This is a genomic window from Tsukamurella asaccharolytica (assembly GCF_007858435.1).
Classification (GTDB): Bacteria; Actinomycetota; Actinomycetes; order Mycobacteriales; family Mycobacteriaceae; genus Tsukamurella; species Tsukamurella asaccharolytica.
In genome coordinates this window covers 182,135-205,711 of sequence record NZ_VIGW01000005.1, presented here as the reverse complement: position 1 = coordinate 205,711, position 23,577 = coordinate 182,135, and the positions used below count along the sequence as shown (strand labels likewise).

21 protein-coding genes are annotated in these 23,577 nt (G+C 71.9%); 12 read left to right on the top strand and 9 right to left on the bottom strand.

All coding sequences use genetic code 11. The annotated features are described in order from the left end of the window. Positions 1-22: 22 nt before the first annotated feature. A complete protein-coding gene (locus FK529_RS12210; protein ID WP_146561461.1) occupies positions 23-1,837 on the bottom strand; it encodes a glycerol-3-phosphate dehydrogenase/oxidase in 1,815 nt (604 codons plus the stop codon). Positions 1,838-1,864: 27 nt separating this feature from the next. Here FK529_RS12210 and glpK point away from each other — a divergent pair, with 27 nt between their 5' ends. Next, positions 1,865-3,424 carry a glycerol kinase GlpK gene (gene glpK, locus FK529_RS12205; RefSeq protein ID WP_146561459.1) on the top strand — a complete coding sequence of 520 codons (1,560 nt, stop codon included), beginning with the start codon at positions 1,865-1,867 and terminating at the stop codon, positions 3,422-3,424. A gap of 205 nt (positions 3,425-3,629) precedes the next feature. After that, entirely contained in the window at positions 3,630-4,802 is a 1,173-nt protein-coding gene (locus FK529_RS12200) for an aminotransferase-like domain-containing protein (protein WP_146561457.1), read from the top strand. 35 nt (positions 4,803-4,837) lie between these two features. On the opposite strand, the gene gap is transcribed toward FK529_RS12200, so the two are convergent. Both gap and FK529_RS12190 read right to left on the bottom strand, forming a co-directional pair. After that, on the bottom strand, positions 4,838-5,857 hold the full coding sequence (gene gap, locus FK529_RS12195) for a type I glyceraldehyde-3-phosphate dehydrogenase (protein ID WP_146561455.1): 1,020 nt from the start codon (positions 5,855-5,857) through the stop codon (positions 4,838-4,840). 113 nt (positions 5,858-5,970) lie between these two features. Then, entirely contained in the window at positions 5,971-6,933 is a 963-nt protein-coding gene (locus FK529_RS12190; RefSeq protein WP_146561453.1) for a sugar-binding transcriptional regulator, read from the bottom strand. 177 nt (positions 6,934-7,110) lie between these two features. On the opposite strand from FK529_RS12190, the gene FK529_RS12185 reads away from it, so the two are divergent. Beyond that, complete coding sequence (locus FK529_RS12185) at positions 7,111-8,142, top strand: ATP-dependent 6-phosphofructokinase (protein ID WP_146561451.1); 1,032 nt, start codon at positions 7,111-7,113, stop codon at positions 8,140-8,142. A 48-nt stretch (positions 8,143-8,190) separates the two neighbouring features. Here the strand turns inward: FK529_RS12185 and FK529_RS12180 are convergent, their stop codons facing one another. Continuing rightward, positions 8,191-9,594: an NAD(P)H-quinone dehydrogenase gene (locus FK529_RS12180; protein ID WP_146561449.1), complete on the bottom strand. Its 1,404-nt coding sequence runs from the start codon at positions 9,592-9,594 to the stop codon at positions 8,191-8,193. Between the two features lie 87 nt (positions 9,595-9,681). Between FK529_RS12180 and FK529_RS12175 the strand changes: the two genes are divergently transcribed. From FK529_RS12175 to FK529_RS12165, 3 genes are all read left to right on the top strand, one after another. Then, positions 9,682-10,176 (top strand): gamma-glutamylcyclotransferase family protein, encoded by a 495-nt coding sequence (locus FK529_RS12175; protein WP_068522379.1) that lies wholly within the window; start codon positions 9,682-9,684, stop codon positions 10,174-10,176. A gap of 296 nt (positions 10,177-10,472) precedes the next feature. After that, positions 10,473-11,483, top strand: coding sequence for an ArsR family transcriptional regulator (locus FK529_RS12170; RefSeq protein ID WP_146561447.1), 1,011 nt, complete (start codon positions 10,473-10,475; stop codon positions 11,481-11,483). Then, a complete protein-coding gene (locus tag FK529_RS12165) occupies positions 11,473-12,252 on the top strand; it encodes an SDR family oxidoreductase (RefSeq protein WP_146561445.1) in 780 nt (259 codons plus the stop codon). The genes FK529_RS12170 and FK529_RS12165 overlap by 11 nt, the downstream gene beginning before the upstream one ends. 415 nt (positions 12,253-12,667) lie before the next feature. Here the strand turns inward: FK529_RS12165 and FK529_RS12155 are convergent, their stop codons facing one another. The 3 genes from FK529_RS12155 to FK529_RS12145 are packed head-to-tail and all read right to left on the bottom strand — an operon-like array spanning position 12,668 to position 15,785. Then, entirely contained in the window at positions 12,668-13,876 is a 1,209-nt protein-coding gene (locus FK529_RS12155; protein ID WP_146561443.1) for an amidohydrolase, read from the bottom strand. Continuing rightward, positions 13,873-15,072 carry an amidohydrolase gene (locus FK529_RS12150; protein ID WP_438947192.1) on the bottom strand — a complete coding sequence of 400 codons (1,200 nt, stop codon included), beginning with the start codon at positions 15,070-15,072 and terminating at the stop codon, positions 13,873-13,875. Before FK529_RS12150 ends, FK529_RS12155 begins: the two co-directional genes overlap by 4 nt. A 2-nt stretch (positions 15,073-15,074) precedes the next feature. After that, positions 15,075-15,785 carry an enoyl-CoA hydratase/isomerase family protein gene (locus tag FK529_RS12145; protein WP_146561441.1) on the bottom strand — a complete coding sequence of 237 codons (711 nt, stop codon included), beginning with the start codon at positions 15,783-15,785 and terminating at the stop codon, positions 15,075-15,077. A 32-nt stretch (positions 15,786-15,817) separates the two neighbouring features. Here FK529_RS12145 and FK529_RS12140 point away from each other — a divergent pair, with 32 nt between their 5' ends. The 3 genes from FK529_RS12140 to FK529_RS12130 are packed head-to-tail and all read left to right on the top strand — an operon-like array spanning position 15,818 to position 18,824. Next, a complete protein-coding gene (locus FK529_RS12140; protein ID WP_193559694.1) occupies positions 15,818-16,654 on the top strand; it encodes a purine-nucleoside phosphorylase in 837 nt (278 codons plus the stop codon). Then, positions 16,651-18,276, top strand: coding sequence for a phospho-sugar mutase (locus tag FK529_RS12135; protein ID WP_146561439.1), 1,626 nt, complete (start codon positions 16,651-16,653; stop codon positions 18,274-18,276). The genes FK529_RS12140 and FK529_RS12135 overlap by 4 nt, the downstream gene beginning before the upstream one ends. Beyond that, complete coding sequence (locus FK529_RS12130; protein WP_146561437.1) at positions 18,273-18,824, top strand: hypothetical protein; 552 nt, start codon at positions 18,273-18,275, stop codon at positions 18,822-18,824. The genes FK529_RS12135 and FK529_RS12130 overlap by 4 nt, the downstream gene beginning before the upstream one ends. A 22-nt stretch (positions 18,825-18,846) precedes the next feature. Here the strand turns inward: FK529_RS12130 and upp are convergent, their stop codons facing one another. Beyond that, positions 18,847-19,476 carry a uracil phosphoribosyltransferase gene (upp, locus tag FK529_RS12125; RefSeq protein WP_146561435.1) on the bottom strand — a complete coding sequence of 210 codons (630 nt, stop codon included), beginning with the start codon at positions 19,474-19,476 and terminating at the stop codon, positions 18,847-18,849. A 63-nt stretch (positions 19,477-19,539) separates the two neighbouring features. On the opposite strand from upp, the gene FK529_RS12120 reads away from it, so the two are divergent. The 3 genes from FK529_RS12120 (at position 19,540) to FK529_RS12110 (ending at position 22,424) form a co-directional block, all read left to right on the top strand. Further along, positions 19,540-19,854, top strand: coding sequence for a hypothetical protein (locus FK529_RS12120; RefSeq protein WP_146561433.1), 315 nt, complete (start codon positions 19,540-19,542; stop codon positions 19,852-19,854). Further along, on the top strand, positions 19,851-21,041 hold the full coding sequence (locus FK529_RS12115; protein WP_146561431.1) for a C40 family peptidase: 1,191 nt from the start codon (positions 19,851-19,853) through the stop codon (positions 21,039-21,041). The genes FK529_RS12120 and FK529_RS12115 overlap by 4 nt, the downstream gene beginning before the upstream one ends. A 63-nt stretch (positions 21,042-21,104) precedes the next feature. After that, positions 21,105-22,424 (top strand): SatS C-terminal domain-containing protein, encoded by a 1,320-nt coding sequence (locus FK529_RS12110; protein ID WP_146561428.1) that lies wholly within the window; start codon positions 21,105-21,107, stop codon positions 22,422-22,424. 34 nt (positions 22,425-22,458) lie between these two features. Here the strand turns inward: FK529_RS12110 and FK529_RS12105 are convergent, their stop codons facing one another. Further along, entirely contained in the window at positions 22,459-23,577 is a 1,119-nt protein-coding gene (locus FK529_RS12105; RefSeq protein ID WP_146561426.1) for an adenosine deaminase, read from the bottom strand.

Genomic DNA, 23,577 nt, shown 5'->3' with positions numbered 1-23,577 from the left:
CGGACGGACGGACGGCCCACGGCTAACGCCGGAACGCCCCGTGCTCGACGCCCGGCACCGGCACGGGTTCGAGGATCTCGCCCCGCGCCTCGGGTGCCGCGGCGCGCAGCGCATCGGCCGTCTCGTCGTCGGGCATGTTCTGCGATTCGATCTCCGCGGCCACGCGGGCGCCGTAGTTCTCGAGTTCCCGCGCGATGTCGGCGGCCGACCAGCCGAGCACGGGCGCGATGAGGTCCGCGACCTCGGCGGCCGCCTCGAGCCCGCGGTCCGGGTACTCGATGGCGATGCGGGTGCGGCGGGCCAGCACGTCCTCGAGATGCAGCGCACCCTCGGCCGCCGCGGCGTACAACGCCTCCACCCGCAGGTACTGCGGGGCGCCGGCCAGCGGCTCCAGCAGGCCGCGGTCGGTCCCGGCGAGCGCGAGCACGTCGCCGATGAGCGAGCCGTACCGGTCGAGCAGGTGGGTCACGCGGTGCGGGTGGACGTCGTGCTCGCGCGCGATCGACGTGGTCTGGTTGGCCAGCGCGTAGTACCCGTCGGCGCCGAGCAGCGGAACCTTCTCGGTGCAGGACGCCGGGATCTTGTGCGGCAGGTACGCCTCCGCGGCGTCGACGGCGTCCGACCCCATCACCCGGTAGGTGGTGTACTTGCCGCCCGCGATCGTCACCAGTCCGGGCGCGATCGCCGCCACGGCGTGCTCGCGCGACAGCTTGGACGTCTCGTCCGACTCGCCCGCCAGCAGGGGGCGCAGGCCCGCGTAGACGCCGGTGATGTCTTCGCGCGTCAGCTCGGTGATGAGCACCTTGTTGACGTGGTCGAGGATGTAGTCGATGTCCGTCGCCGTCGCCGCGGGGTGCGCCAGGTCCAGGTTCCAGTCGGTATCGGTGGTGCCGATGATCCAGTGGGTTCCCCACGGGATCACGAACAGGACGCTCTTCTCCGTCCGCAGGATCAGCGCCACGTCGCTGACGATGCGGTCGCGCGGCACGAGGATGTGCACGCCCTTGCTCGCGCGCACCCGGAAGCGGCCCTTCTGGTGCGAGAGGGCCTGCAGTTCGTCGGTCCACACGCCGGTGGCGTTGATGACCACCGTGGAGCGGACCTCGGTGGTGGCACCGGTCTCGCTGTCGCGGATCACGACGCCGCAAACCCGGTCGGCCTCCCGCAGGAAGTCGACGACCTGCGTCGACGTGCGGACGACGGCGCCGTAGTGCGCGGCGGTCCGGGCCACCGTCATGGTGTGCCGGGCGTCGTCGACGACGGTGTCGAAGTAGCGGATACCGCCGACCAGCGCGCTGCGCTTGAGGCCCGGCGCGAGGCGCAGCGCCCCGGCACGGGTGAGGTGCTTCTGCGCGGGGACCGACTTGGCACCGCCCATGGTGTCGTAGAGGAACATTCCGGCCGCCATGTACGGCCGCTCGAAGACGCGCTTGGTGAGCGGCGCGAGGAAGGGCAGCGGCTTGACCAGGTGCGGAGCCAGCGTCGAGAGCGAGAGCTCGCGCTCGTGCAGTGCCTCGCGGACCAGGCCGAACTCCAGCTGCTCCAGGTAGCGGAGGCCGCCGTGGAACATCTTCGAGCTGCGCGAGCTGGTGCCCGAGGCGAAATCGCGGGCCTCGACCAGCGCCACCTTCAGGCCGCGGGTGGCCGCGTCGAGGGCCGAGCCCACGCCGACGACGCCACCACCGATCACGACGACGTCGAACTCCTCCGCGCCGAGGCGGTCCCAGGCCTGCGACCGGTACTCCGGCGAGAGCAGTGATGCGGCGGTCGCGACACCTGCGGACGCCGCCCCGGAAGTCCCCGGAGTCGTGGCGGTTTCAGGGTTGGCAGCGTTCATCAGTGATCACCATGTCAGTATTCGGTCGTGGCTCTTTCCTCGCGCGACCCGCAGTTCGTCGCCGCAATCGATCAGGGCACCAGCTCCACGCGGTGCATCATCTTCGATCGGCACGGGACCATCGTGGCCTCCGAACAACGGGAACACGACCAGATCTTCCCACGCGGCGGCTGGGTGGAGCACGACGCCACGCAGATATGGCTGAACACGCGCCTGGTGTGCGCGGAGGCGCTCGCGGCCTCCGACCTCACCGCGACCGACATCGCGGCCGTCGGCATCACGAACCAGCGCGAGACCGTCGTGGTGTGGGACCGCGCCACGGGCGAGCCGATCCACAACGCGATCGTCTGGCAGGACACGCGCACCGACGCGCTGTGCCAGGAGCTCGCCGCCGTGGGCCTGGACGAGCCGGACCGCGACCGCTTCCGCGCCTCGTGCGGCCTGCCGCTGTCCACCTACTTCTCGGGGCCCAAGATCGCGTGGATCCTCGACCACGTCGACGGTGCCCGCGAGCGCGCCGAGCGCGGCGATCTGTGCGCCGGCACGATCGACTCGTGGCTGGTGTGGAACCTGACCACGGACGACGACTTCGGCGCCGCCTCCGCCCGCAGCGACACCGGCCGCCCGCTGCACGTCACCGACATCACCAACGCTTCGCGGACGATGCTGATGAACCTGGCGGACGGCGCCTGGGACCCCGCGACCTGCGCGGCGATGGGGATCCCCATGGCGATGCTGCCCGAGATCCGTTCCAGCGCCGAGGTCTACGGCACGGTTCGCGAGCGCGGCGTCTTCGGCGGCGTGCCGATCGCCGGGATCCTGGGCGATCAGCAGGCCGCGATGTTCGGCCAGGCCGCGCTCGACGAGGGCTCGGCCAAGAACACCTACGGCACGGGCAATTTCCTGCTGCTGAACACCGGCGAGCGGCCGATCGTCAGCGAGCACGGCCTCCTCACGACGGTCTGCTACAAGCTCGGCGACGAGGCCACGGTGTACGCACTGGAGGGCTCCGTCGCCGTGAGCGGCTCTCTCGTGCAGTGGCTCCGCGACAATCTCGGCATCATCTCCACGGCGCCCGAGGTCGAGGAACTCGCTTCCGGCGTCCCCGACAACGGCGGGGTCTACGTGGTGCCCGCCTTCTCCGGCCTGTTCGCGCCGCGCTGGCGGCCGGATGCCCGCGGCGTGATCGTGGGTCTGACCCGCTTCTCGGACAAGCGGCACATCGCGCGGGCGGCCCTGGAGGCCACCGCGTACCAGTCGCGCGAGGTGATCGAGGCGATGAACGGCGACAGCGGGATCCCGCTCACGGAGCTGCGGGTCGACGGGGGCATGGTCGTCAACGACACACTGATGCAGTTCCAGGCCGACGTGCTGAACGTCCCCGTGATCCGGCCGCGCGTCATCGAGACGACCGCGCTCGGCGCGGCCTACGCCGCCGGATACGCCACCGGCGTCTGGACGCTGGACGAGATCCGCACCAACTGGGCCGAGGACGCGCGCTGGCTACCGACCATGCCGGAGGAGGAGCGCGAGCACCTGTACGCCGAGTGGAATCGCGCGGTGGAGCGGACACTCAACTGGGCCTGACCACCCTCACCCGCCCCACCCCCGCCACCCCCTGGTCGCTCCCTATCGGGGCGGCCACCTCCCTACGTCCATGGACGTAGGGAGTGAACGACACGCGGAGGCGCAGCTCATCCCGCTAGGGAGTGCGCTCGCGACAGCGGGTCGAATCTCAACTAATGAGACAATACTCTCGACAAATGAGATGCGGCGCTGAGAGAGTGCTCCCATGTCCGAGGAAAACGGTTCCCTGTCCGTCCGGGCCGTGCGCGGCTCGGCGATCCGCGACCTGCTCGCCGTGACCGAGCGGCCCGGCGTCCTCTCGCTCGCTGGCGGCCTCCCCGCGCCGGAGCTCCTCCCCACGGAACGCGTGGCCCGCGCGGCGGAGGCGGCGCTGCGGTCGCCGTCGTCCCTGCAGTACGGCGTGACCACCGGAGCGCCGGCGCTGCGGGACGTGGTGCACGCGCGGGAGTCGACGGCCCTCGGCCGCGACGCGGGCGCCATCGTGGTGACGCACGGCTCGCAGCAAGCGCTCTCGCTGCTGGCCCAGGCGCTCCTCGACCCCGGCGACGTGGCTATCGTCGAGGACCCCGGGTACATCGGCGCACTGCAGGCCTTCGACACGACGCGCGCCCGCGTGATCGGCGTGCCGATGGACAACGACGGCCTGCGCGTCGACGAGCTGCGCCCGCTCCTCGAGCGCGAACCGGTCCGGGTCGTGCACACCGTCTCGAATTTCCACAATCCGGGCGGCGCCACCCTGGCCGAGGAACGGCGGCGCGAACTCGCCCGCCTGGCCGACGAATTCGGCTTCTGGATCATCGAAGACGATCCGTACGGCGCACTGCGCTTCGCGGGTTCGACGGTGCCGCCCGTCGCCGCGTTCTCCGACCGGGTGCTCCGCCTGTCGAGCGCGTCGAAGATCCTCGCGCCGTCGCTGCGCGTGGGCTGGATGCACGGCGACGCCGCCGTGCTCGGGCTGGTGGAACGACTCAAGCAGGGCGCCGACCTGTGCGGTTCGAGTCTCACCCAGGCCATCGCCGCCGAGTTGCTCGCAGACACCGCATGGCTCGACGGCCACGTCGCCGGGATCCGCGCGGCCTACGCCGAGCGGGCCCTCGCCCTGCACGCCGCGCTCGTCGACGCCTTCGGCGACCGGCTACGGCTCACCAGCCCCGAGGGTGGCATGTTCCTTTGGGGCGAATTCACCGACGGCACAACGACGTCCGCGAAGCTCGGCGAGGCGGTCGAGGCCGGGGTCGCCTACGTTCCCGGCTCCGCGTTCGCCGTGCGACGCGACCTCGGACACGCGCTGCGACTGTGCTTCACGACCGGATCGCCGGACGGCCTCCGCGAGGCCGTCCGGCGACTGTCGACGGTGTTGCTACCGATGGGCCGGTGAGTCGAAGCGACGGCGAGCGATGGCGCCGACGAACGTCACAGGGACTTCGCCACGAGGCCGGTGAGATCCACGAGGCGGTTGCTGTAGCCCCATTCGTTGTCGTACCAGGACACGACCTTCGCCTGGTCGCCGATGACCTTGGTGAGGCCGGCATCGAAGAGCGAGCTGTGCGCGTCGGTCACGATGTCGGAGGAGACGATCGGGGCGTCGTAGTACCTGAGGATGCCCTTGAGACTCCCCTCGGCGGCGGCCTTCATGGCGTCGTTGATCTCCTCGACGGTCGCCTTCTTCTCCAGCCGCACAGTGAGATCTGTGACGGAGCCGGTGGGGATCGGCACGCGCAGTGCGTAACCGTCGAGCTTGCCCTTGAGCTCGGGCAGAACGAGGCCGATCGCCTTCGCCGCACCGGTGGAGGTGGGAACCACGTTGATCGCGGCGGCCCGGGCGCGCCGCGGATCCTTGTGCGGGCCGTCCTGCAGGTTCTGATCCTGCGTGTACGCGTGAACGGTGGTCATCAGGCCGCTGACGATGCCGAACTCGTCGTTGACGACCTTGGCCAGCGGGCCGAGGCAGTTCGTCGTGCACGAGGCGTTCGAGATGATGTTCTGGCTGCCGTCGTACTCGTCGTCGTTGACGCCCATCACGATGGTGATGTCCTCGCCCGACGCGGGCGCGGAGATGATGACCTTCCTGGCGCCGGAATCCAGGTGCCCCTGGGCCTTGTCCCGGGCGGTGAAGATGCCGGTCGACTCGATCACGACGTCGACGCCGAGGTCGCCCCAGGGCAGCGCCGACGGCCCCTCGCGCACCTCGAGCGCGGTGATGACCTGGTCACCCACGCGGATGGAGTCACCATCGGCGACCACGTCCACGTCCAGGCGGCCGAGGATGGAGTCGAACGTGAGCAGGTGCGCCAACATGGCGTTGTCGGTCAGGTCGTTGACCGCGACGATCTCGATATCGGTGGCGCCGCCCACCGCCTGCTGAGCGGCGAGTGCCCGGAAGAAGTTGCGGCCGATCCGGCCGAATCCGTTGATGCCTACGCGAACCGTCATGGAGTTCCTTTCGGATGTGTCGTCTTAGCCGATCCGGTGCACCTGGATCACGTTTGTCGAGCCGAACGTATGCACCCCGGATCGGGGTGACAACCATCACGCCCATATGGGCATCAGGCGCGATCCGTGGATTCGTCCGGCGCGACGCGCAGCAGCGAGACGGCGGTCTCCCGGTCGGTGACCAACGATGTGACGACGTCACTGATCAGGCTCGCGCGGATGGCCTCCACCTTCTGGTGACCGCCGGCGATGGCGATGACCTCGTCGACGGCGCTCAGCTCCTGGTAGGAGATGGCCAGTGTGCGACCGCTGTAGTTCGTGCGCACCGGGCGCCCGGCGGCGTCGAACTGGATGGCGCAGAGCTCTGCGGCGACGTGGAGCGAATCCAGTTCCGCCCGGCCCTGATCCGACAACATGGCGTACACCTGCGAGCCCGTCAGATCCAGGCTGCCGACGGCCACCACGGCGACCGTGATCCGCTTCCAGAGTTCCATCGCGGTGGCGACCCCGGGCTGCCGCGCGAGCGCCGCCTTCATCCGCTGGTCCGACATGATCAGCGGCGCGTAGATCGGGTACTGGGGCCCACGCGAGACGGAGGTCAGCTGGCGCACCAGGTCGACCGAGCTGGCCTGGACGTCACCCACCACCCCGGACATCTGGACGATCGTGCACGGCGGCAGGTCCCGCACGTGCTGCGCCATCGCGTCCAGGGTGCGCCCCCAGCCCACGCCGAGCACGTCCGATTCGGTGACCACCTCGCTGAGCAGGTCCGCCGCGACCCGGCCGAGCCCGTGGCGCAGTCCGTCGAAGTCGGTGAAGGAGCCGGTGGCGACGAGCGCGCGCCGCAGGCCGTAGGCGCGGCGCAGCCGCTCCGAGAGGTCCGCGTCGATCGCCGCATCGGTGTTGATCTCTATCCGGACCAGCCCCGACTCGAGGCAGGCGTCCAGAATCCTGGCCACCTTGTACCGGGAGAGCCCGTACTCCGCCCCGATCTCCATCTTCGACTTCCCGTCGAAGTAGAACCGCCGCGCGATGGCGGCGGCCCGGACCACCTCGGCCGGCCCCATGGACCCCATCGGAACCTCCTGGAGGACGCCGCGGTCGGGACGATCCCGCCGGCTTCAGCGTAGATCCTCCGGAGGTCGATGCGCGCCCATATGGGCGCGACCGTTGTCGAAACGTTCCGATCGGCGTCTGATGGGTCTCGAACGACGACGGCCGAACGGCCTCGTTCCTACGACGAAGGGACAGACGTGCGCATCGGAGTGCTCACCGGCGGCGGCGACTGCCCCGGCCTGAACGCGGTGATCCGCGCCGTGGTCCGCACCAGCGGTTCCCGGTACGGATCCGCCGTCGTCGGGTTCCAGGACGGCTGGCGCGGGCTTCTCGAAGACCGCCGGATCCAGCTGTCCGACGACGACCGCAACGACCGGCTCCTCACCAAGGGCGGCACCATGCTCGGCACCGCCCGCACTCACCCCGACATCCTCAAAGCGGGCCTGGACCGCATCACGCGGACCCTCGACGACAACGGCATCGACGTCCTCATCCCGATCGGGGGCGAAGGCACCCTCACCGCCGCGTCCTGGCTGGCCGACGAGGGCGTCCCCGTCATCGGCGTGCCCAAGACCATCGACAACGACATCGACTGCACCGACGTCACCTTCGGCTTCGACACCGCCCTGACGATCGCCACCGATGCCATCGACCGGCTGCACTCGACCGCCGAATCACACCAACGCGTCATGCTCGTCGAGGTCATGGGTCGCCACGCCGGTTGGATCGCGCTGAACTCCGGCCTCGCGTCCGGCGCCCACGCCGTCCTCATCCCCGAGGTGCCCTTCGACGTCGAAGAACTCTGCGGCCTGATCAAACGCCGCTTCCAACGCGGCCACTCCAGCTTCATCGTCGTCGTCGCCGAGGGCGCCAAACCCGCCGACGGCACCATGGAACTCCGTCTCGGCGGCACCGACGAATTCGGCCACGAACGCTTCACCGGCGTCGCCCACCAGCTCGGCGTCGAGATCGAGAAGCGCATCAACAAGGAGGTCCGTACCACCGTCCTCGGCCACGTCCAGCGCGGCGGCACCCCCACCCCCTCCGACCGCGTCCTGGCCACCCGCTTCGGTGTCCGCGCCGCCGACGCCGCCCACGCCGGCACCACCGGGCAGATGGTCTCCCTGCGCGGCACCCAGATCGGCCTCGTCCCCCTCGCCGATGCCGTGAAACAGCTCAAACGCGTTCCGCGCGATCGCTACGACGACGCCGTCGAATTCTTCGGCTGACGCGGACCGGCGAGCGGCCTCGTCGGGCTCAGCGGAGGGCCGTCACCGTCAGGCCAGATCGTCCTGGCGCATCAGCTGCCGGGCGGCCTCGGTGACCGAGCCCGACAGCGAGGGGTACACGGAGAAGGTCTGCGCCACGTCGTCGACCGTGAGGCCGTTCTGCACCGCGACGGTGAGCGGCAGGATCAGCTCGGAGGCATTGGGCGCCACCACGACGCCGCCGATGACCAGCCCGGTGTTGGGGCGGCAGAAGATCTTGACGAAGCCGCGGCGCAGGCCCGACATCTTCGCGCGCGGGTTGGTCGCGAGCGGCAGCATGACGGTGCGCGCCTGATAGGTACCGTCGTCGATCGCGGCCTGCGAGACGCCGACGGTGGCGATCTCGGGGCGGGTGAAGATCGCCGACGACACAGTCTTGAGCTTGACGGGCGAGACGCCCTCGCCCAGCGCGTGGTACATCGCGACCCGGCCCTGCATCGCGGCGACGGAGGCCAGGGGCAGCAGGCCGGTGCAATCGCCGGCGGCGTAGATCCCGGGCACCTTGGTCCGGGAGACGCGATCGACCGGGATGTAGCCGCCCTTGTCCACCTCGATGCCCACGTCCTCGAGGCCGATGCCCGCGGTGTTCGGGATGGAGCCGACCGTCATGAGGCAGTGCGAGCCCTCGACGGTGCGGCCGTCGGTCAGGCGCACGACGACGCCGTCGTCGGTGCGCTCCACCTTGTCGGCGTAGGCGCGCTTGACGAGCGAGACGCCGCGGTCGAGCAGCGCGTCCTCCAGCACCAGGGCGGCGTCCTCGTCCTCGTGCGGCAGGACGCGGTCACGGGAGCTGACGAGGGTGACCTTGATGCCGAGCTCAGTGTAGGCGTGCACGAACTCCGCGCCCGTGACGCCCGAACCGACGACCACGAGGTGGCTCGGGAGCTCCTCGAGGTCGTAGAGCTGCCGCCAGGTCAGGATCTTCTCGCCGTCCGGCTTCGCGGACTCGAGCACCCGGGGCGACGCGCCGGTGGCGACGAGCACCACGTCGGCCTCGAAGGACTGCTCGCCACCGGACGGGGTCACGACGTTCACCTCGTGATGGGCCATGCCCGACGGCGTGGGCGCGAAGGTCGCGCGACCCCGGATGATCCGCACGCCCTCGCCCGCGAGCCGGGCGCGGATATCGGCCGACTGCGCCGTCGCGAGGTCCTTGACGCGCGAGTTGATCCGCTCGACGTCGATCTCGACCCGGTCGAAATGCAGCTCGATCCCCAGATCGACGGCGCGCCGGGTCTCGGTGCGGATGCCGGTCGAGGCGATGAACGTCTTCGACGGGACGCAGTCGTAGAGGACGCAGGCGCCGCCGATCCCGTCGGACTCGACCACCGTGACGTCGCCGCCGTGCGCCACCGCCACCAGTGCTGCCTCGTATCCCGCCGGACCGCCGCCGATGATCACGATGTTCGTCATGGCTGCAACGCTATCGTCCGCCGGGCCGCCGCGTGCGGCCACCGCCGGGGAGGGCCGTCCGGGCGGACGGCGCGGTAAAGTCGCTCTGTGCCGATCTACGCCGCCTACGGCTCCAACATGCACCCCGACCAGATGGCCGAGCGCGCCCCGCACTCGCCCATGGCAGGTACGGGGTGGTTGCACGGGTGGCGCCTGACCTTCTCGGGCGAGGACATCGGTTGGGAAGGCGCGCTCGCGACGGTCACCGAGGACCCGTCCGATCCCGACGCCAAGGTCTTCGTGGTGCTCTACGACGTGACCCCGGACGACGAGGTCTCCCTGGATCGCTGGGAGGGCTCCGAGCTGGGCATCCACGTCAAGCTCAAGGTGCGCGTCGACCTCATCGACGGCGGTTCCACCCTGGCCTGGCTGTACGTCGTCGACGCCTTCGAAGGCGGCCTGCCCTCCGCCCGCTACCTCGGCGTGATGGCCGACGCCGCGTACATCGCCGGCGCCCCCGAGGAGTACGTCCTCGACATCCGCACGCGCGAGTCCCGCAACGTCGGCCCGGGCCCGGGCGCCTCCGCCGACGGCCCGGAGTAGCGCCTCAGGCCGCGTCGGGACCGCACGTCGCCGGTGCAGGCTCGACGGCCGCCGCCAGTCGGCGCAGTGCGCGAGCCAGTCGGGGACGCAGACCCCGCCGCCGGGGTGCGACGGCGCGCCCCACCCGGTTCCGCCGCTCCCGGTCCAGCTCCGAACGGTCGTACACGTCCGCCATGCGGGCGTAGACTGCTGCTGTCGGAGGATCAGTCGCCAGGTTCCAATGCTCTCGGTATTCGCTCATATCCCGAGCACACACGAACCTCGTCGCAGGTTCCAATGAATTAGGTGGCGCCTACATGTTGACCTACCTGTTGGACGTCGGCGATCTGGCCGACGCCCGCTTCGTGGTGTCCCCGCTCAACGAGACAGCGCTCAGCATCTTCCACCTCAATCACATTCACCGCACGTCGCATCACCTGACCGCGTGGCGCGCAGCGGCAGACGAGCTCCGCACCACGTACGACCGGGACCTCATCGACGCCCTGGCGGCGCCCTCCGGTCGCCGGATCCCCGACTTCCTCACCCCGATCACGGCGCCGGGCTCGGGCCGCCCGTCGTTCGACGATCACCTCGCCGCAGTCGCAGCGACCGATCCGGCGACCGCACACACCGAACTCGCCGGGCTCATCGAGGACGGGCCGCCGTCCCCCGCCCTGGCGCGGTTGCTCTCGCTCGACGACCCCGCACCGGTCGTCGCAGAAGCGCTCGCCGACTACCACCAGGCGGCGATCGCGCCGGTCTGGCCGACGATCTCGCGGATCCTCGAGTCCGATGTCACCCACCGGGGCGGCGTCCTGGCGACCGGCGGACCGACACGCCTGTTCGAATCACTCAGTCCCCGTGTGGAATGGACTCGGACGGGCGAACTCAGCGTCGACCTCGCTTGCACCGTCGGCTCCGGCCGCTTCTCCTCGGGCGGCCGCGGGCTGACCCTGATGCCCAGTGTCTTCATCGGCAAGATCACGGTCGCACACGACCCCCGCCGCACTGCGCCGCACATCGGCTATCCGGCCCGCGGATCGGCGACGCTCGCGGAAACCGTTCGCCCGGTGGCGGACGACGCACTGCGCAGACTCATCGGGGCGGCGAAGGCCGATCTGCTCGCGGCACTCGCCGAACCCGCCGCGGTCGTGGACCTGGCTGCCGCGCTGCGGATCTCCCCGTCGGCAGTGTCGCAGAGCCTGAAGATCCTGGGCGCCAACGGCATCGTCGAGAGCTCCCGCTACGGCCACCGAGTCCTCTACCGCCGCACCGCCCTCGGTGACGCCCTCATCGACCGCGGAAAGGGAGCCCCGCATGGATCTTGACCTGCGCGAACGCTCGTTCGTGGTATCCGGCGCGAGCAGCGGCATCGGCCTCGCCACGGCGCAGCGGCTCCTGCGCGAGGGCGCCCGGGTCTGCTGTTTCGCCCGCGACCTCGATCGCCTCACCGCCGCCTTCGCGGGCACGGGAGCCCCGGCCGATCAACTGCTCCTATCGTCGGGCGACGCCCGGCGGCCCGAGGACGTCGCGGCGATCGTCGACTCCGCGTGGCGAACCTTCGGCGGCGTCCACGGCGTCGTGGCCAACGCGGGAATCGGCGGGACGGCCCGCGTCGACGCAGATCCCGAGGTGTGGACCGAGCAGTTCGCGATCAAGGTCGGCGCGGCCGTGGCACTCGTGCGCGCCGCCCGTCCCCACCTCGTCGCCACCCGGGGCGCGATCGTGCTGGTGAACGGCGTCAGCGCACACCATCCGAGTCCCGAGCTGGCCCCTGTGGGCGCGGCGCGGGCCGCCCTCGCGAACTACGCGGCGACTCTCAGCGCCGACTTCGCGCCCGACGGCGTCCGCGTCGTGGCGGTCAACGTCGGCGTCATCGAGACCGCGCGACAGCGGCAGAAGTACGAGCGGTCCGGTGCGGCGACCGACTACGCCGACTGGTGCCGGGACGAGGCACGCCGGCGCGCGATCCCGCTGCGGCGCATGGGCCGTCCGGACGAGGTGGGCGACACCATCGCGTTCCTGCTGTCCGACCGGTCCTCGTACACGACCGGCACCTCGATCGATATCTCGGGCGGCCTGGACGGGCGGACCTGAAAGACACCGGCCGAATCGCGGAAGTCATACCGCCAGCATTTGACTGGTTCGAGAAGTGACGCCGTGCAGTCCCGTATGGAACTCCTGCCTCGTCCTCCACCGCGCGCATCGACCAGTTCTTGAGCCCGACTCGACCGAGCAGATCCAGACCTGCCCTCAAAAGTGGCGGTGATCTTCCTCGACGTGCTGTTCGGCCTCTGCGTGGTCGCGACTTTCTGGTTCGCCGTCTACGTCGTCTATCGAATACTCAACGACGACTCGCCAGGAAGATGAGCACCGTCACATCGACGACTCTCGGATTCTGTCCGCTCCGGACACGCTGGCCGAAGCGGACAGAATCCGAGAGCCCGTTCGCCGCGCTCCGTCGTGACCGCAGACCTGCGCCAGCGGGGGGGATGACCGGAACGGCCGGCGGTCAGCGCTCGGAGGCGAAGACCACGTTCGTGAAGACCTTCACGCCCATCTCCAGCGCGCGCTCGTCGAGGACGAAGTCGGGCTGGTGCAGGTCGTACTGGCGACCCTCGCCGGACCACACGCCGAGCCGCGCCATGGCGCCCGGCGATTCCTCCAGGTACCAGGAGAAGTCCTCGCCGCCGCCGGACTGCGGGGTGTCGACCGCCCCGTCCGGCGAGACGGCCCGAGCCGCGTCGGCGAGGCGGGTGGCCGCCAGGTGGTCGTTGATCACCGGCGGGACGCCGCGGGTGTAGTTGACCTCGTGCTTGATCCGCAGGGGCGCGAGGAGCTCGCCGATGATCTCCCGCGTGAGTGGCTCCAGCGACTCCCAGATCTGGTGCACGCCGGTCCGGACGGTGCCGTGCAGCGCGCCGATCTGCGGGATCGCATTCGGCGCGGAGCCGGCGTTCGCCGCGCCCCAGACCATGATCGTGCCGGAGCGGGGGTCCACGCGGCGCGACAGCACGCCCGGCAGCCCGGTGATGACGGTGCCCATGGCGTAGACCAGGTCGCCCGTCAGGTGGGGCCGCGACGTGTGCCCGCCCGGCGAGTGCAGGATGACCTCGAGGTGGTCGGCGGCGGAGGTGATGGCACCGGATCGGACGCCGATCTTTCCGGCCTCGACGCGCGGATCGCAGTGCAGCGCGTAGATGCGCGAGACCCCCTGCATCACCTGGTCGCGCACGGCGGACAGCGCACCGCCCGGCATGACCTCCTCGGCGGGCTGGAAGACCAACCGCACGCCGACCGGCAGCCGACCGGCGCGGTCCAGTTCGGCCAGCACGAGTCCGGTGCCCAGCAGGATCGAGGTGTGCGCATCGTGGCCGCAGGCGTGGGAGACGCCCGGGGTCGTGGACTGGAACTCGAGGCCGGTCGCCTCGTGGATCGGCAGCGCGTCCATGTCGGCGCGCAGGGCGACGCGCTCGCCGGAGGTCGGCCCGAGGTCGCAGATCAGCCCCGTCGTCGACAGCTTCTGCGGGTGCAGCCCCGCGGCTTTCAGCGCCTCGAAGACGGCGAGAGTGGTGCGCTGCTCACGCCAGGAGAGTTCGGGGTGCGCGTGCAAGTCGCGGCGGAATTCGCGGAGCCAGTCGCCTTTGCGCTGCAGCCACTTCTCGACGTACGCGGCCCTCGAAAGGCCCTCGCCCGCAGTCCCGCTCGCCGTGCCCGTCACCGTCCGCCTCCCTCTCGCCCGCGCCCCGCCCCGGCCAGCAGCCGCGCGCGCTCGTCCTCGTCCTCCGCGACCGCGGCGAACGCCGCGGCCAGGGCCAGCGCGCCGTCGCGCACGGCCCGATCGGCGGACGGACCACCGGCGGCTGCCGTGAACTCCGGCTGATGGGTCACGGCCCCGTCGGTCTCCAGGCCGATCAGCGGATGGATCGACGGTACAGCGTGGCTCACATTGCCCATGTCGGTACTCCCCAGCGGCACCGCCCTCTCGAACTCCGGCGCCACCGGCTCGCGGCCGATCGCGACCGCCGCGGCGCGGTACGCGGCGGCGAGCCCGTCGTCGCTGCGCAGCTCGGTGTACGCCGGCGCGAGCTCCGTGACCTCGTGGCTGCAGCCGGCCGCCACCGCGCCCGCGGCGAAGCAGTCGCCGGCGCGGCCGGTGAGCCGCTCCAGCGACTCGGCGTCGTCGGCGCGCAGGTAGTACAGCAGTTCCGCGGCGGCCGGAACGACGTTGGGCGCAGCCCCACCCTCGCTGACGATGCCGTGGAGTTGCTGCCCCGGCTCGAGGTGCTGCCGGAGCAGGCCGAGCGCGACCTGCGCGACCGTCGCGGCGTCGCCCGCGTTCCGGCCGGCCCACGGGGCGGCGGAGGCGTGCGCTTCCCGACCGGTGTACCGGATCGCGAGGTCGGCGAGGGCCAGGGTGCGGGTGCGCACCACGTCGAACGGGGCCGGGTGCACCATGCCCGCGCACGCGACACCGTCGAACGCGCCGCGCTGCAGCATGAGCACCTTGCCGCCCCCGGATTCCTCGGCGGGGGTGCCGTAGACCTCGACGGTCAGCCCCAGCTCGTCCGCGACGGCTGCGAGCGCGATGCCCGCGCCGAAGCCCGCCGCGGCGATGATGTTGTGCCCGCAGGCGTGCCCGATTCCGGGCAGGGCGTCGTACTCGGCGAAGACTGCGACGCGCAGCGGGCCCGAGCCCGCCCGGCCGACGAACGCGGTCTCGAGGCCGGCGATGCCCCGCTCGACCGCGAAACCGTGCCCCGCGAGCGCGTCCGCGACCAGGCCCGAGGCGAACCGCTCCTCGAAGGCCAGCTCGGGACGGGCGTGGATGTCGTGGCTGACCGCGACCAGGTCGTCCCGCGCGCGGTCGACGGTGCCGGTGAGCGCCCCCAGGACGGACGTGACGCGGCCGGTCACCGTCAGCCGAACTTGACTTCGGTGGTCGGGACGGCGAGGTCCGCGATGAGCGGCGCGTGGAGGTCGTTCTTGATCTTGTTCAGCGTCGGGCCGTCCGCGGCGGCATTGCCCGCGGCCAGCGCGGTCGCGGTGCGCAGCACCTCGGCCTCGGCGACGGCGGACTGGACGATGCCCGCGGCCACCGCATCGGCGCCGCCGTAGCGGCGTCCGGTGGTCATCGCCTCCACGGCGGTCTGGTATGGCAGGCGCGAGCGCAGCAGGGTGGCCATGCCCACGGTGAAACCCATCTTGAGGCTGACCTCGGGGAGGCAGAAGAAGCCGCGGTCCTCACGCATCACCGCGAAATCGCACGAGAGCGCCAACATGGCGCCGGCGCCGAAGGCGTGACCGTTGACCGCGGCGACCGTGGCCATCGGGAAGGTCAGCAGCCGGCTGTAGACCGTGTGCACGCGGTCCAGGTACGACGGCAGCTCGCCGACGTTCGCCAGGATGTACATCACGTCGAGGCCGTTGGAGAAGAACTTGCCGGTGGCGGTGATCACCAGGGCGGCGGGCGATCCGGCCGCCTGCGCCTCGATCTCGTCGAGCCGGGCGTGCACCGCGTCGACCCACCCCGGGGAGAAGCGGTTCTCCGGGTTGGACTCCGAGAGCTCGACCCCCTCGTCTCCCAGGAACAGGGTGAAGACGTCGTCGGTGCGCGTGACGTAAGGCATGGCGATCACGATAGCCGCTAGCATCGGAGCCCATGGCGCAGACTGCACCCGACACCGGCATCGACGATCCCACCGCGGCGGCCCGGGAGGCGGCCGATGCGCTCATCGCGGCGACCGGGGGTGAGCGCTTCGACGTCGCGGTCGTCCTCGGCTCCGGCTGGGCGCCCGCGGCCGACGCGCTGACCGCGCGCGGCACCGCCGTCGGCTCCGTCCCGATGGCCGAATTGCCGCACTTCGCCCCGCCCAGCGCGGCGGGGCACAAGGGCACCGCCTCGGCGGTCATCGTCGGCGGCAAGCGGGTGCTGGTGCTGCTGGGCCGCACCCACGCCTACGAGGGCCACGACCTCTCCCGCGTCGTCCACCCGGTGCGCACCGCGTGCGCGGCGGGCGCGGCGGCGGTGATCCTCACCAATGCCGCGGGCGGCCTGCGCGAGGGCATGTTCGTCGGCGAGCCGGTGCTGATCTCCGACCACCTGAACCTGACCGCCCGCTCCCCGCTGGTGGGCGCCCAGTTCGTCAATCTCGTCGACGCGTACTCCCCGGCGCTGCGGGCGCTGGCGCGGACGGTCGACCCGTCGCTGAAGGAGGGGGTCTACGCCGGCCTGCCCGGGCCGCACTACGAGACCCCGGCGGAGATCCGGATGTTGCGCACGCTGGGCGCCGACCTCGTGGGCATGTCGACGGTGCACGAGACGATCGCCGCCCGCGCGGAGGACGCCGCCGTGCTGGGGATCTCCCTGGTCACCAACCTGGCCGCGGGCATCACCGGGAAGCCGCTCAACCACGAGGAGGTCCTCGAGGCGGGGCGCGAGGCGGCCGCGCGGATGGGCGGCCTGCTCGCCGACGTGATCGAGGCGATGCGGGGATGAGCGCCGAGCTCGCCGCCGAGGCCCTCGCCTGGATCGAGGCCGACCCCGATCCCGCGACGCGCGCGGAGCTCGAGGCGCTCAGCGGCGACGAGCTGGCCGAGCGCTTCGCGGCGCCGCTGTCCTTCGGCACCGCGGGGCTGCGGGGCCCGGTGCGCGGCGGACCGTCGGGCATGAACGTGGCGGTCGTGACGCGCACGACGTGGGCACTCGGCCAATGGCTCCAGGCACGATGCCTGGGGGGCGGCACCGTCGTCGTGGGCCGCGACGCGCGGCGCGGCTCCGAGGCGTTCTTCGCCGCCGCGACCGAGGTACTCACCGCGCAGGGCTTCGCCGTGGTGGCACTGCCCGAGCTGGGTCCCACGCCGTGGGTGGCGTTCGCGACGAGGGCGCTCGGCGCCGTCGCCGGCGTGCAGATCACCGCCTCGCACAATCCGCCCGCCGACAACGGCTACAAGGTCTACCTCGACGGCGGCGCCCAGCTGGTCTCCCCCGCCGACGCCGAGATCGAGACCCTCATCGCCGCGGCCCCGGCGGCGAAGGAGATCGCCCGAGTGCCGGTGCCCACCGACCCGCGGGCGGCGGAGGTCGTCGCGGCCTACCTGGACCGGGTGTCCTCGCTGCGCCCCGCCCCCGCCGTCCCGCTGCGGATCGCGCTCACGCCGATGCACGGAGTCGGCGGGCAAGTGGCGGTGGACGCGCTGCGCCGCAGCGGTTTCGACGACGTCCACGTCGTGGAGCAGCAGTTCGCGCCGGACGGGGAGTTCCCGACGGTGGCCTTCCCCAATCCGGAGGAGCCGGGCGCCTCCGACCTGCTGCTCGCCCTCGCCGAGAGCGTCGACGCCGATCTCGCGATCGCCCTCGACCCCGACGCCGACCGGTGCGCCCTCGGCGCCCGCTTCCCCGGCGGCTGGCGGATGCTCACGGGCGACGAGTCCGGCTCACTGCTGGGCGCGCACCTGCTCGACGCGCCCCTGGACGGCGCACCGTCGGATCCGCTCGTCGCGACCACCATCGTCAGCTCCGAGCTCCTCGGCGCGATCGCCGAGAGCCACGGCGCGCGGTACGCGCGCACCCTGACCGGCTTCAAGAACCTCGTCCGGGCGGGCGAGGGCCTCGTCTTCGCATACGAGGAGGCCCTCGGCCTCTGCGTCGACCCGTCGACGGTGCGCGACAAGGACGGCATCTCCGCCGCCGTCGTCGCGGCGGGGTACGCGGCGGCGCTGAAGGCACGGGGCAGCGGCCTGCCGGATGCGCTCGACGCCCTGTATCGACGGCACGGCGTGTATCTGTCGGGCCAGTACGCGCTGCGCGTGGACGACGTCGCGCGGATCGCCGCGATCATGGCCGCCCTCCGCACGGACCCGCCCGTCGAGGTTGCACACACCCCCGTCGGCTGTGAAGATCTTCTGGCGGCACGTCCCGCGACGGACGCGCTGGTGTTCCGCGGCGACGGCGTCCGGGTCACGGTGCGGCCCTCCGGAACCGAGCCGAAGGCGAAGTTCTACCTGGAGGTGATCGAGCCCGTGACGACCGGCAGCGAGACGAACGACGCCGAGGCGCGCGCACGGCAGCGGCTCACCGCGGTGACCGACACCGTGCGTCGGTGGGCGGCTTTCGAGTGAGCCGGCCCTCCCGCCCGGCCCACCCCGCACGCGGCCGGGTGATCGCCCTGTCCGTGCTGGTGGGAGTTCTCATCGTGGTGGCCGCCGTAGCGGCCGCCACCGCTCACGTGAGAAACGAACGCCCCGCCGAGCTGGCCGCAGTGGCGCCGCCCGCGCCGTCGAGCTCCGACGCCGCCGCCTCCTCCCCGGCATCGACGCCCGCGCCCGCCGCCCCGGCTCCCGCGCCGCCACCGTCGATCCCCGGCACGGACCCGCTGGGCTTCGTGGGCACCCCGGCGCGCTGCGCCGACGGCGACGCCGCGCGGATGATGGTCCTCACCGCGACGTCGCAGGCCGTGGTCTGCAACCGCGCCGGCGCGCTGTACTACGCGGGCTGGCGCACCGACACCCGCTCGGGCACGCGGATCGAGGGCGTGCTGCCCGCGGGCCCCGGCTGGGTGGCGCGCGCGCCTGACGCCACCATCAACATCACCCCCACCGGCCTGGTCATCAGCACTCCGGCGGGCGACTTCACCGAGCCCGCGACAGGCTTCTGGGCCGGGCCGTAGCCGCCGGCTCGGGGTCAGCGGATCAGGTCCAGCGCGGTCCGAACTGGCGGTCGCCGGCGTCGCCGAGTCCGGGCACGATGTAGGCGTTCTCGTTGAGCCCCCGGTCGATGGTGGCCGTGACCAGTCGGACGGGGTGCCCGCTCTCGGCGAGCGCCTGCACGCCCTCCGGCGCCGCCACGACGCACACCGCCGTCACGTCGGTGGCGCCGCGCTGTGCGAGCAGGCCGAGCGTCTCCACCATCGAGCCGCCGGTCGCGAGCATCGGGTCGAGCACGAAGACGGGGCGGCCCGCGAGATCGGCGGGCAGCGACTGGAAGTAGGGCTCGGGGACGTGGGTCTCCTCGTTGCGCCCCATGCCGACGAACCCGACCTGGGACTCGGGCAGCATCGCATGCGCCTGGTCGACCATGCCGAGGCCGGCGCGGAGCACGGGCACCAGCAGCGGCGGTGCGGCGAGTGCGGCACCGTCGGTGTCCTCGAGCGGGGTGGTCACCGTGACGGGTGCGACCGCGGCCTCGCGCATGGCCTCGTAGACCAGCATCTGGGTGAGCTCCTTGAGCGCCGCGCGGAACGAGGCGTTGTCGGAGGCCTCGGCGCGCAGCGCAGTGAGGCGGACGGCGGCCAGGGGGTGGTCGACCACGGTGATCTGCATGCGGTCAGCGTATCGGGAACCGCGCGGGACTCTGAGGCGTCCAATCAATGAGGGGGTATTGCGATGGAACCGTTTCAGATGACCACGGGCGCGGTGACGGCGGCGGGGAGCGAACTGGGTTCGCTGGCCGCCGCGGTGGCGGGGGCGGCCGGGGCGGGCGCCGTCTCGGCGGCGGCGCTGACGCCGGTCTTCGGGCTGGTCGGCGGCGACTACCTGACCGAGCTGCTGGGCGCCGTCACCGCCGCCGACGCCGAGATGGCGCGCCTCGCCGCGTTCTACACCTCGGCCTCCGTCGGGGCGGCGCGGACGGTGGCCTCCGCGGTCGCCGCCGACGCGGGCGGCGCGGGGGCGCTGCTCGGGCTGCTGGGTGCGTCGTGAACGGCGTCGTCGCTGCGCTCGCGGCGCCGCTGCGCGCCCTACTCGAGACCTTCGGCAGCGGCGACCTGACGACCGCCGGGGTCGACGCGGCGATCCGGGCCGTGCAGGCCGAGCTCGCGCGGGTCGGCGCGCAGACCGAAACGACCAGGGTCACCGTCGGGACCGCGTGGACGGGCGAGGACGCGACGACCGCGCAGCGCACGATCGGCGAGGGCGGCACCGCCGCGGGCGCCCTGTCCCAGCACACCGGCGCGATCCGGGACTCGGTCACGACCGCCGCCGCGGCCGTGAGCCGGGGCCGCACCCGGTTACAGGCGATCCTCGACTCCTTCGTCGGCAAGGCCGAAGCCGCGAATCCGACGCTCCTCAACCCGACCGGACTGATCGCGGTGCTCGAGCTCGCCGCCGAGCACCTGCAGCAGGCGCTCGACGTGCTCCGGTCCGTCCGCGACGAGCTCGCCGGCGAGACCGGCGCCGTCTCCGGGCTCGCGGAGTCCACGCCGACCGCGCCCGGCACCGTCGACGGGGGTGCGGCGACCACTCCGGCCTCGACCACGGCGGCCACGACCCCGTCGACCGCGTCCCCGGCCGGCGGCGGCACGGGGTCCGGCGGGGGCTCGGGCGGCGGTACGGGCGGCGGTACGGGCGGCGGAGGCTCTCCGGTCAGCGGCCTCGCCTCCGCGCTCACCGGCGCGAAGCGGGGCGGGTCGGGCGTGGGGCGCGGCGGCGGGGCGAAGACGGTGCCGGCGTCGCGCCGGTCGGGCGGCGCGACGGTCACCGCCGACGGCAAGGGCGGCTACGCCGTGCGGCTTCCCGACGGCACGGTGGTGAAGGCGCCGAACGCGAAGGCCGCGGCCGCGGTGCAGGCCGCGCTGACGCAGTTGGGCGTGCCCTACGCGTGGGGCGGGACGACGCCGGGCGTCGGGCTCGACTGCAGCGGGTTCACGCAGTGGGCGTACCGGCAGGCCGGGATCGAGCTGCCGCGGCTCGCGAACGAGCAGGGCGTCGGCGCGGCGGTGAGCGCCGGGCAGGTGCAGCCGGGTGATCTGGCCGTCTGGGAGGGCCACGTCGCGATGGTCATCGGGGACGGGCGCATGGTGGAGGCGGGCGATCCCGTGCAGATCTCGGCGATCCGCACGGACAACATCGGCCAGCAGTTCTACGGCTTCTTCCGCCCGACCGGCTGAGCCCGCAACATTCCGGATCCTCTGGCCGACGCCGAACCGGGCCGGTGCACTACGCTGGGCGCCATGGCGTCTGACATCGTCCCGATCGAACTCGGCCTCACCGACGGCCCGGTGTACACCCTGTGGGCACCGCGGTGGCGTGACGGGGAGGACGAATGGGAGGCCTTCCTGGGGCTCGACGAGGATCTGTACGGCTTCTCGTCGGTCGCCGAGCTGGTGGCGTTCGCCCGCAGCGGCAAGCCGAACGACCTGGACGATCACCCGGCGTGGGAGGCGCTGACCACCCTGCCGGCGGAGGCCTTCGTCCCGCGCGACGATCGCAGCTTCGACGTGATCTCGGTGCCCGAGCTGGCCGCCGAGGAGCCCACCCCCGAGGTGATCGCCGAGCTCGAGGACACCCTCGAGATCGTCGGGCTGATCGGCGAGGTGTGCGAGCTGGTCGACGTCACCAAGTTCTTCAACGGCAACCCCGTGCTCGGCACCGTCCGCATCGGTACCCGCAACTTCGAGGGCCGTGAAGGCGCCGAGATGTGGCACAAGGTGGGCCAGATCATCAGCCGCAAGTGGGACGACGTGATCGACGCGATCGAGGGCGTCGTCAGCACCCCGAAGGTCGCCGCCGGGGCCACCGCGACCGCGGAGGAGGAGCTCACCGCCGCCGCGGAGCGGGCCGCCGCCCTCGCAGTGGACGACGACGACCTCGATACCGACCTGGACGATCTCGACGACGACCTCGATGCGGACGCCGAGGCCGGGGACGCCGAGGACGTCGACAGCGCTGGCGCGGTGGCGGACGGCGTGGCCGACGACGACGAGGACGAGTATGAGGAGGACGACTCCTTCTGGGGTCAGGTCGGCATCGACCCGATCAAGATCATCACCTCCACCGGCGAGTACTACACGCTGCGCTGCTACCTCGACGACAACCCGGTCTTCCTGGGACGGAAGGGCAAGATCTTCGTCTTCGACTCCGAGGGCGCGCTGGCCCGCTACCTCGCGGACGACGACGACACCGACCTCTCCGCGGTCTCCACCTACGACGAGGTGCGGGTCGCCGCCACCGACGGATCGCTGGAGATCGAGGTCTACGACGACAACGTCTACGTGCTCCCCGGCATCGGCGAGGACATCGCCGACGGCCCGCGCCGCATCGACCGCGATCAGCTGGACCTCGCCGTGGAGCTGCTGCTCGACTCGGCCGACTTCGCCGACGACGCCACGGTGCGCGACGCGCTGCGCCCCACCACCCCGCTGGGCTTCTTCGTCTCCTACGCACTCGACCCGCAGCCGCGCCGCCTCGCGCCGTCGGGCCCGTTCGACAACGAGGCCGAGGCGTGGCGGGCGCTCGAGCACGACTTCGAGGACCGGCTCACCACCAAGTGAGCCGGCGCTCGCGGCGCAGCCGCCGCGGGCACGGTCAGCCGATCAGCACCGCGAAGCCGGGCTTGATCACGTCGTCGATGATGGCGAGCCGCTCGTCGAAGGGCAGGAACGCCGACTTCATCGCGTTGATGGTGAAGCGCTGCAGGTCCGCCCAGCCGTAGCCGAAGGTCTCCACGAGTTTGAGCATCTCCAGGCTCATGGTGGTGTCGCTCATGAGCCGATTGTCGGTGTTCACGGTGACGCGGAAACGCAACTGCGCCAGCAGGTTGAACGGGTGCTCCTCCAGCGCCCGGACCGCACCCGTCTGGACGTTGGAGCTGGGGCACAGCTCCAGCGGGATGCGCGCGTCCCGGACGCGCGCCGCGACCCGGCCGAGGACCGCGCCGGAGAAGTCGGTGGCGCCCGGCTCGACGCCGCTGATGTCATCGACGATCCGCACGCCGTGCCCCAGCCGGTCGCAGCCGCAGAACGCCACGGCCTCGTGGATCGACGGGAGGCCGAACGCCTCGCCGGCGTGAATGGTGAAGGGCGCGGAGTGATCCCGCATGTACTCGAAAGCGTCGAGGTGACGGCTGGGCGGGTAGCCCGCCTCCGCGCCGGCGATGTCGAAGCCCACCGCGCCGCGGTCGCGCCAGCGCACCGCGAGCTCCGCGATCTCCCGCGAGCGCGCGGCGTGCCGCATGGCGGTCACCAGGCAGCGCACCACGATCGGACGGCCCGCGGTCCGCGCCGCGGACTCCCCCGACGCGAAGCCGGCGAGCACCGCCTCCATCACCTCGTCGAGCGACAGCCCGCCCTCCAGGTGCTGCTCGGGCGCGAACCGCACCTCGGCGTAGACCACGCCGTCGGCGGCCAGGTCCTCGGCGCACTCGCGCGCCACCCGCGCCAGCGCCTCGGGCGTCTGCATCACGCCGACGGTGTGCTCGAAGGTCTCCAGGTACTTCTCCAGCGAGCCCGAATCGGCGGCGTCGCGGAACCAGGCGGCGAGCTCCGGCTCGGTCGAGGCCGGCAACGCCTCGTACCCGGTCTCGGCGGCGAGCTCGAGGACCGTGGACGGCCGTAGCCCGCCGTCGAGGTGGTCGTGGAGCAGCACCTTGGGCGCGCGGCGCAGTGCCTGCAGATCGATGGGTGTCGGGCCAACGGGATTCGCCAT

What these genes read in the sequence shown, in the direction of transcription:
- FK529_RS12190 (WP_146561453.1), bottom strand. Translation starts at nt 6,933, where the DNA reads ATGGGGTCCATGGGGCCGGCCGAGGTGGTCCGGGCCGCCGCCATCGCG.
- FK529_RS12120 (WP_146561433.1), top strand. Translation starts at nt 19,540, where the DNA reads ATGGAACCGTTTCAGATGACCACGGGCGCGGTGACGGCGGCGGGGAGC.
- FK529_RS12110 (WP_146561428.1), top strand. Translation starts at nt 21,105, where the DNA reads ATGGCGTCTGACATCGTCCCGATCGAACTCGGCCTCACCGACGGCCCG.
- FK529_RS12210 (WP_146561461.1), bottom strand. Translation starts at nt 1,837, where the DNA reads ATGAACGCTGCCAACCCTGAAACCGCCACGACTCCGGGGACTTCCGGG.
- FK529_RS12165 (WP_146561445.1), top strand. Translation starts at nt 11,473, where the DNA reads ATGGATCTTGACCTGCGCGAACGCTCGTTCGTGGTATCCGGCGCGAGC.
- FK529_RS12170 (WP_146561447.1), top strand. Translation starts at nt 10,473, where the DNA reads ATGTTGACCTACCTGTTGGACGTCGGCGATCTGGCCGACGCCCGCTTC.
- FK529_RS12145 (WP_146561441.1), bottom strand. Translation starts at nt 15,785, where the DNA reads ATGCCTTACGTCACGCGCACCGACGACGTCTTCACCCTGTTCCTGGGA.
- FK529_RS12105 (WP_146561426.1), bottom strand. Translation starts at nt 23,577, where the DNA reads ATGGCGAATCCCGTTGGCCCGACACCCATCGATCTGCAGGCACTGCGC.
- FK529_RS12200 (WP_146561457.1), top strand. Translation starts at nt 3,630, where the DNA reads ATGTCCGAGGAAAACGGTTCCCTGTCCGTCCGGGCCGTGCGCGGCTCG.
- upp (WP_146561435.1), bottom strand. Translation starts at nt 19,476, where the DNA reads ATGCAGATCACCGTGGTCGACCACCCCCTGGCCGCCGTCCGCCTCACT.
- FK529_RS12140 (WP_193559694.1), top strand. Translation starts at nt 15,818, where the DNA reads ATGGCGCAGACTGCACCCGACACCGGCATCGACGATCCCACCGCGGCG.
- gap (WP_146561455.1), bottom strand. Translation starts at nt 5,857, where the DNA reads ATGACGGTTCGCGTAGGCATCAACGGATTCGGCCGGATCGGCCGCAAC.
- FK529_RS12180 (WP_146561449.1), bottom strand. Translation starts at nt 9,594, where the DNA reads ATGACGAACATCGTGATCATCGGCGGCGGTCCGGCGGGATACGAGGCA.
- FK529_RS12135 (WP_146561439.1), top strand. Translation starts at nt 16,651, where the DNA reads ATGAGCGCCGAGCTCGCCGCCGAGGCCCTCGCCTGGATCGAGGCCGAC.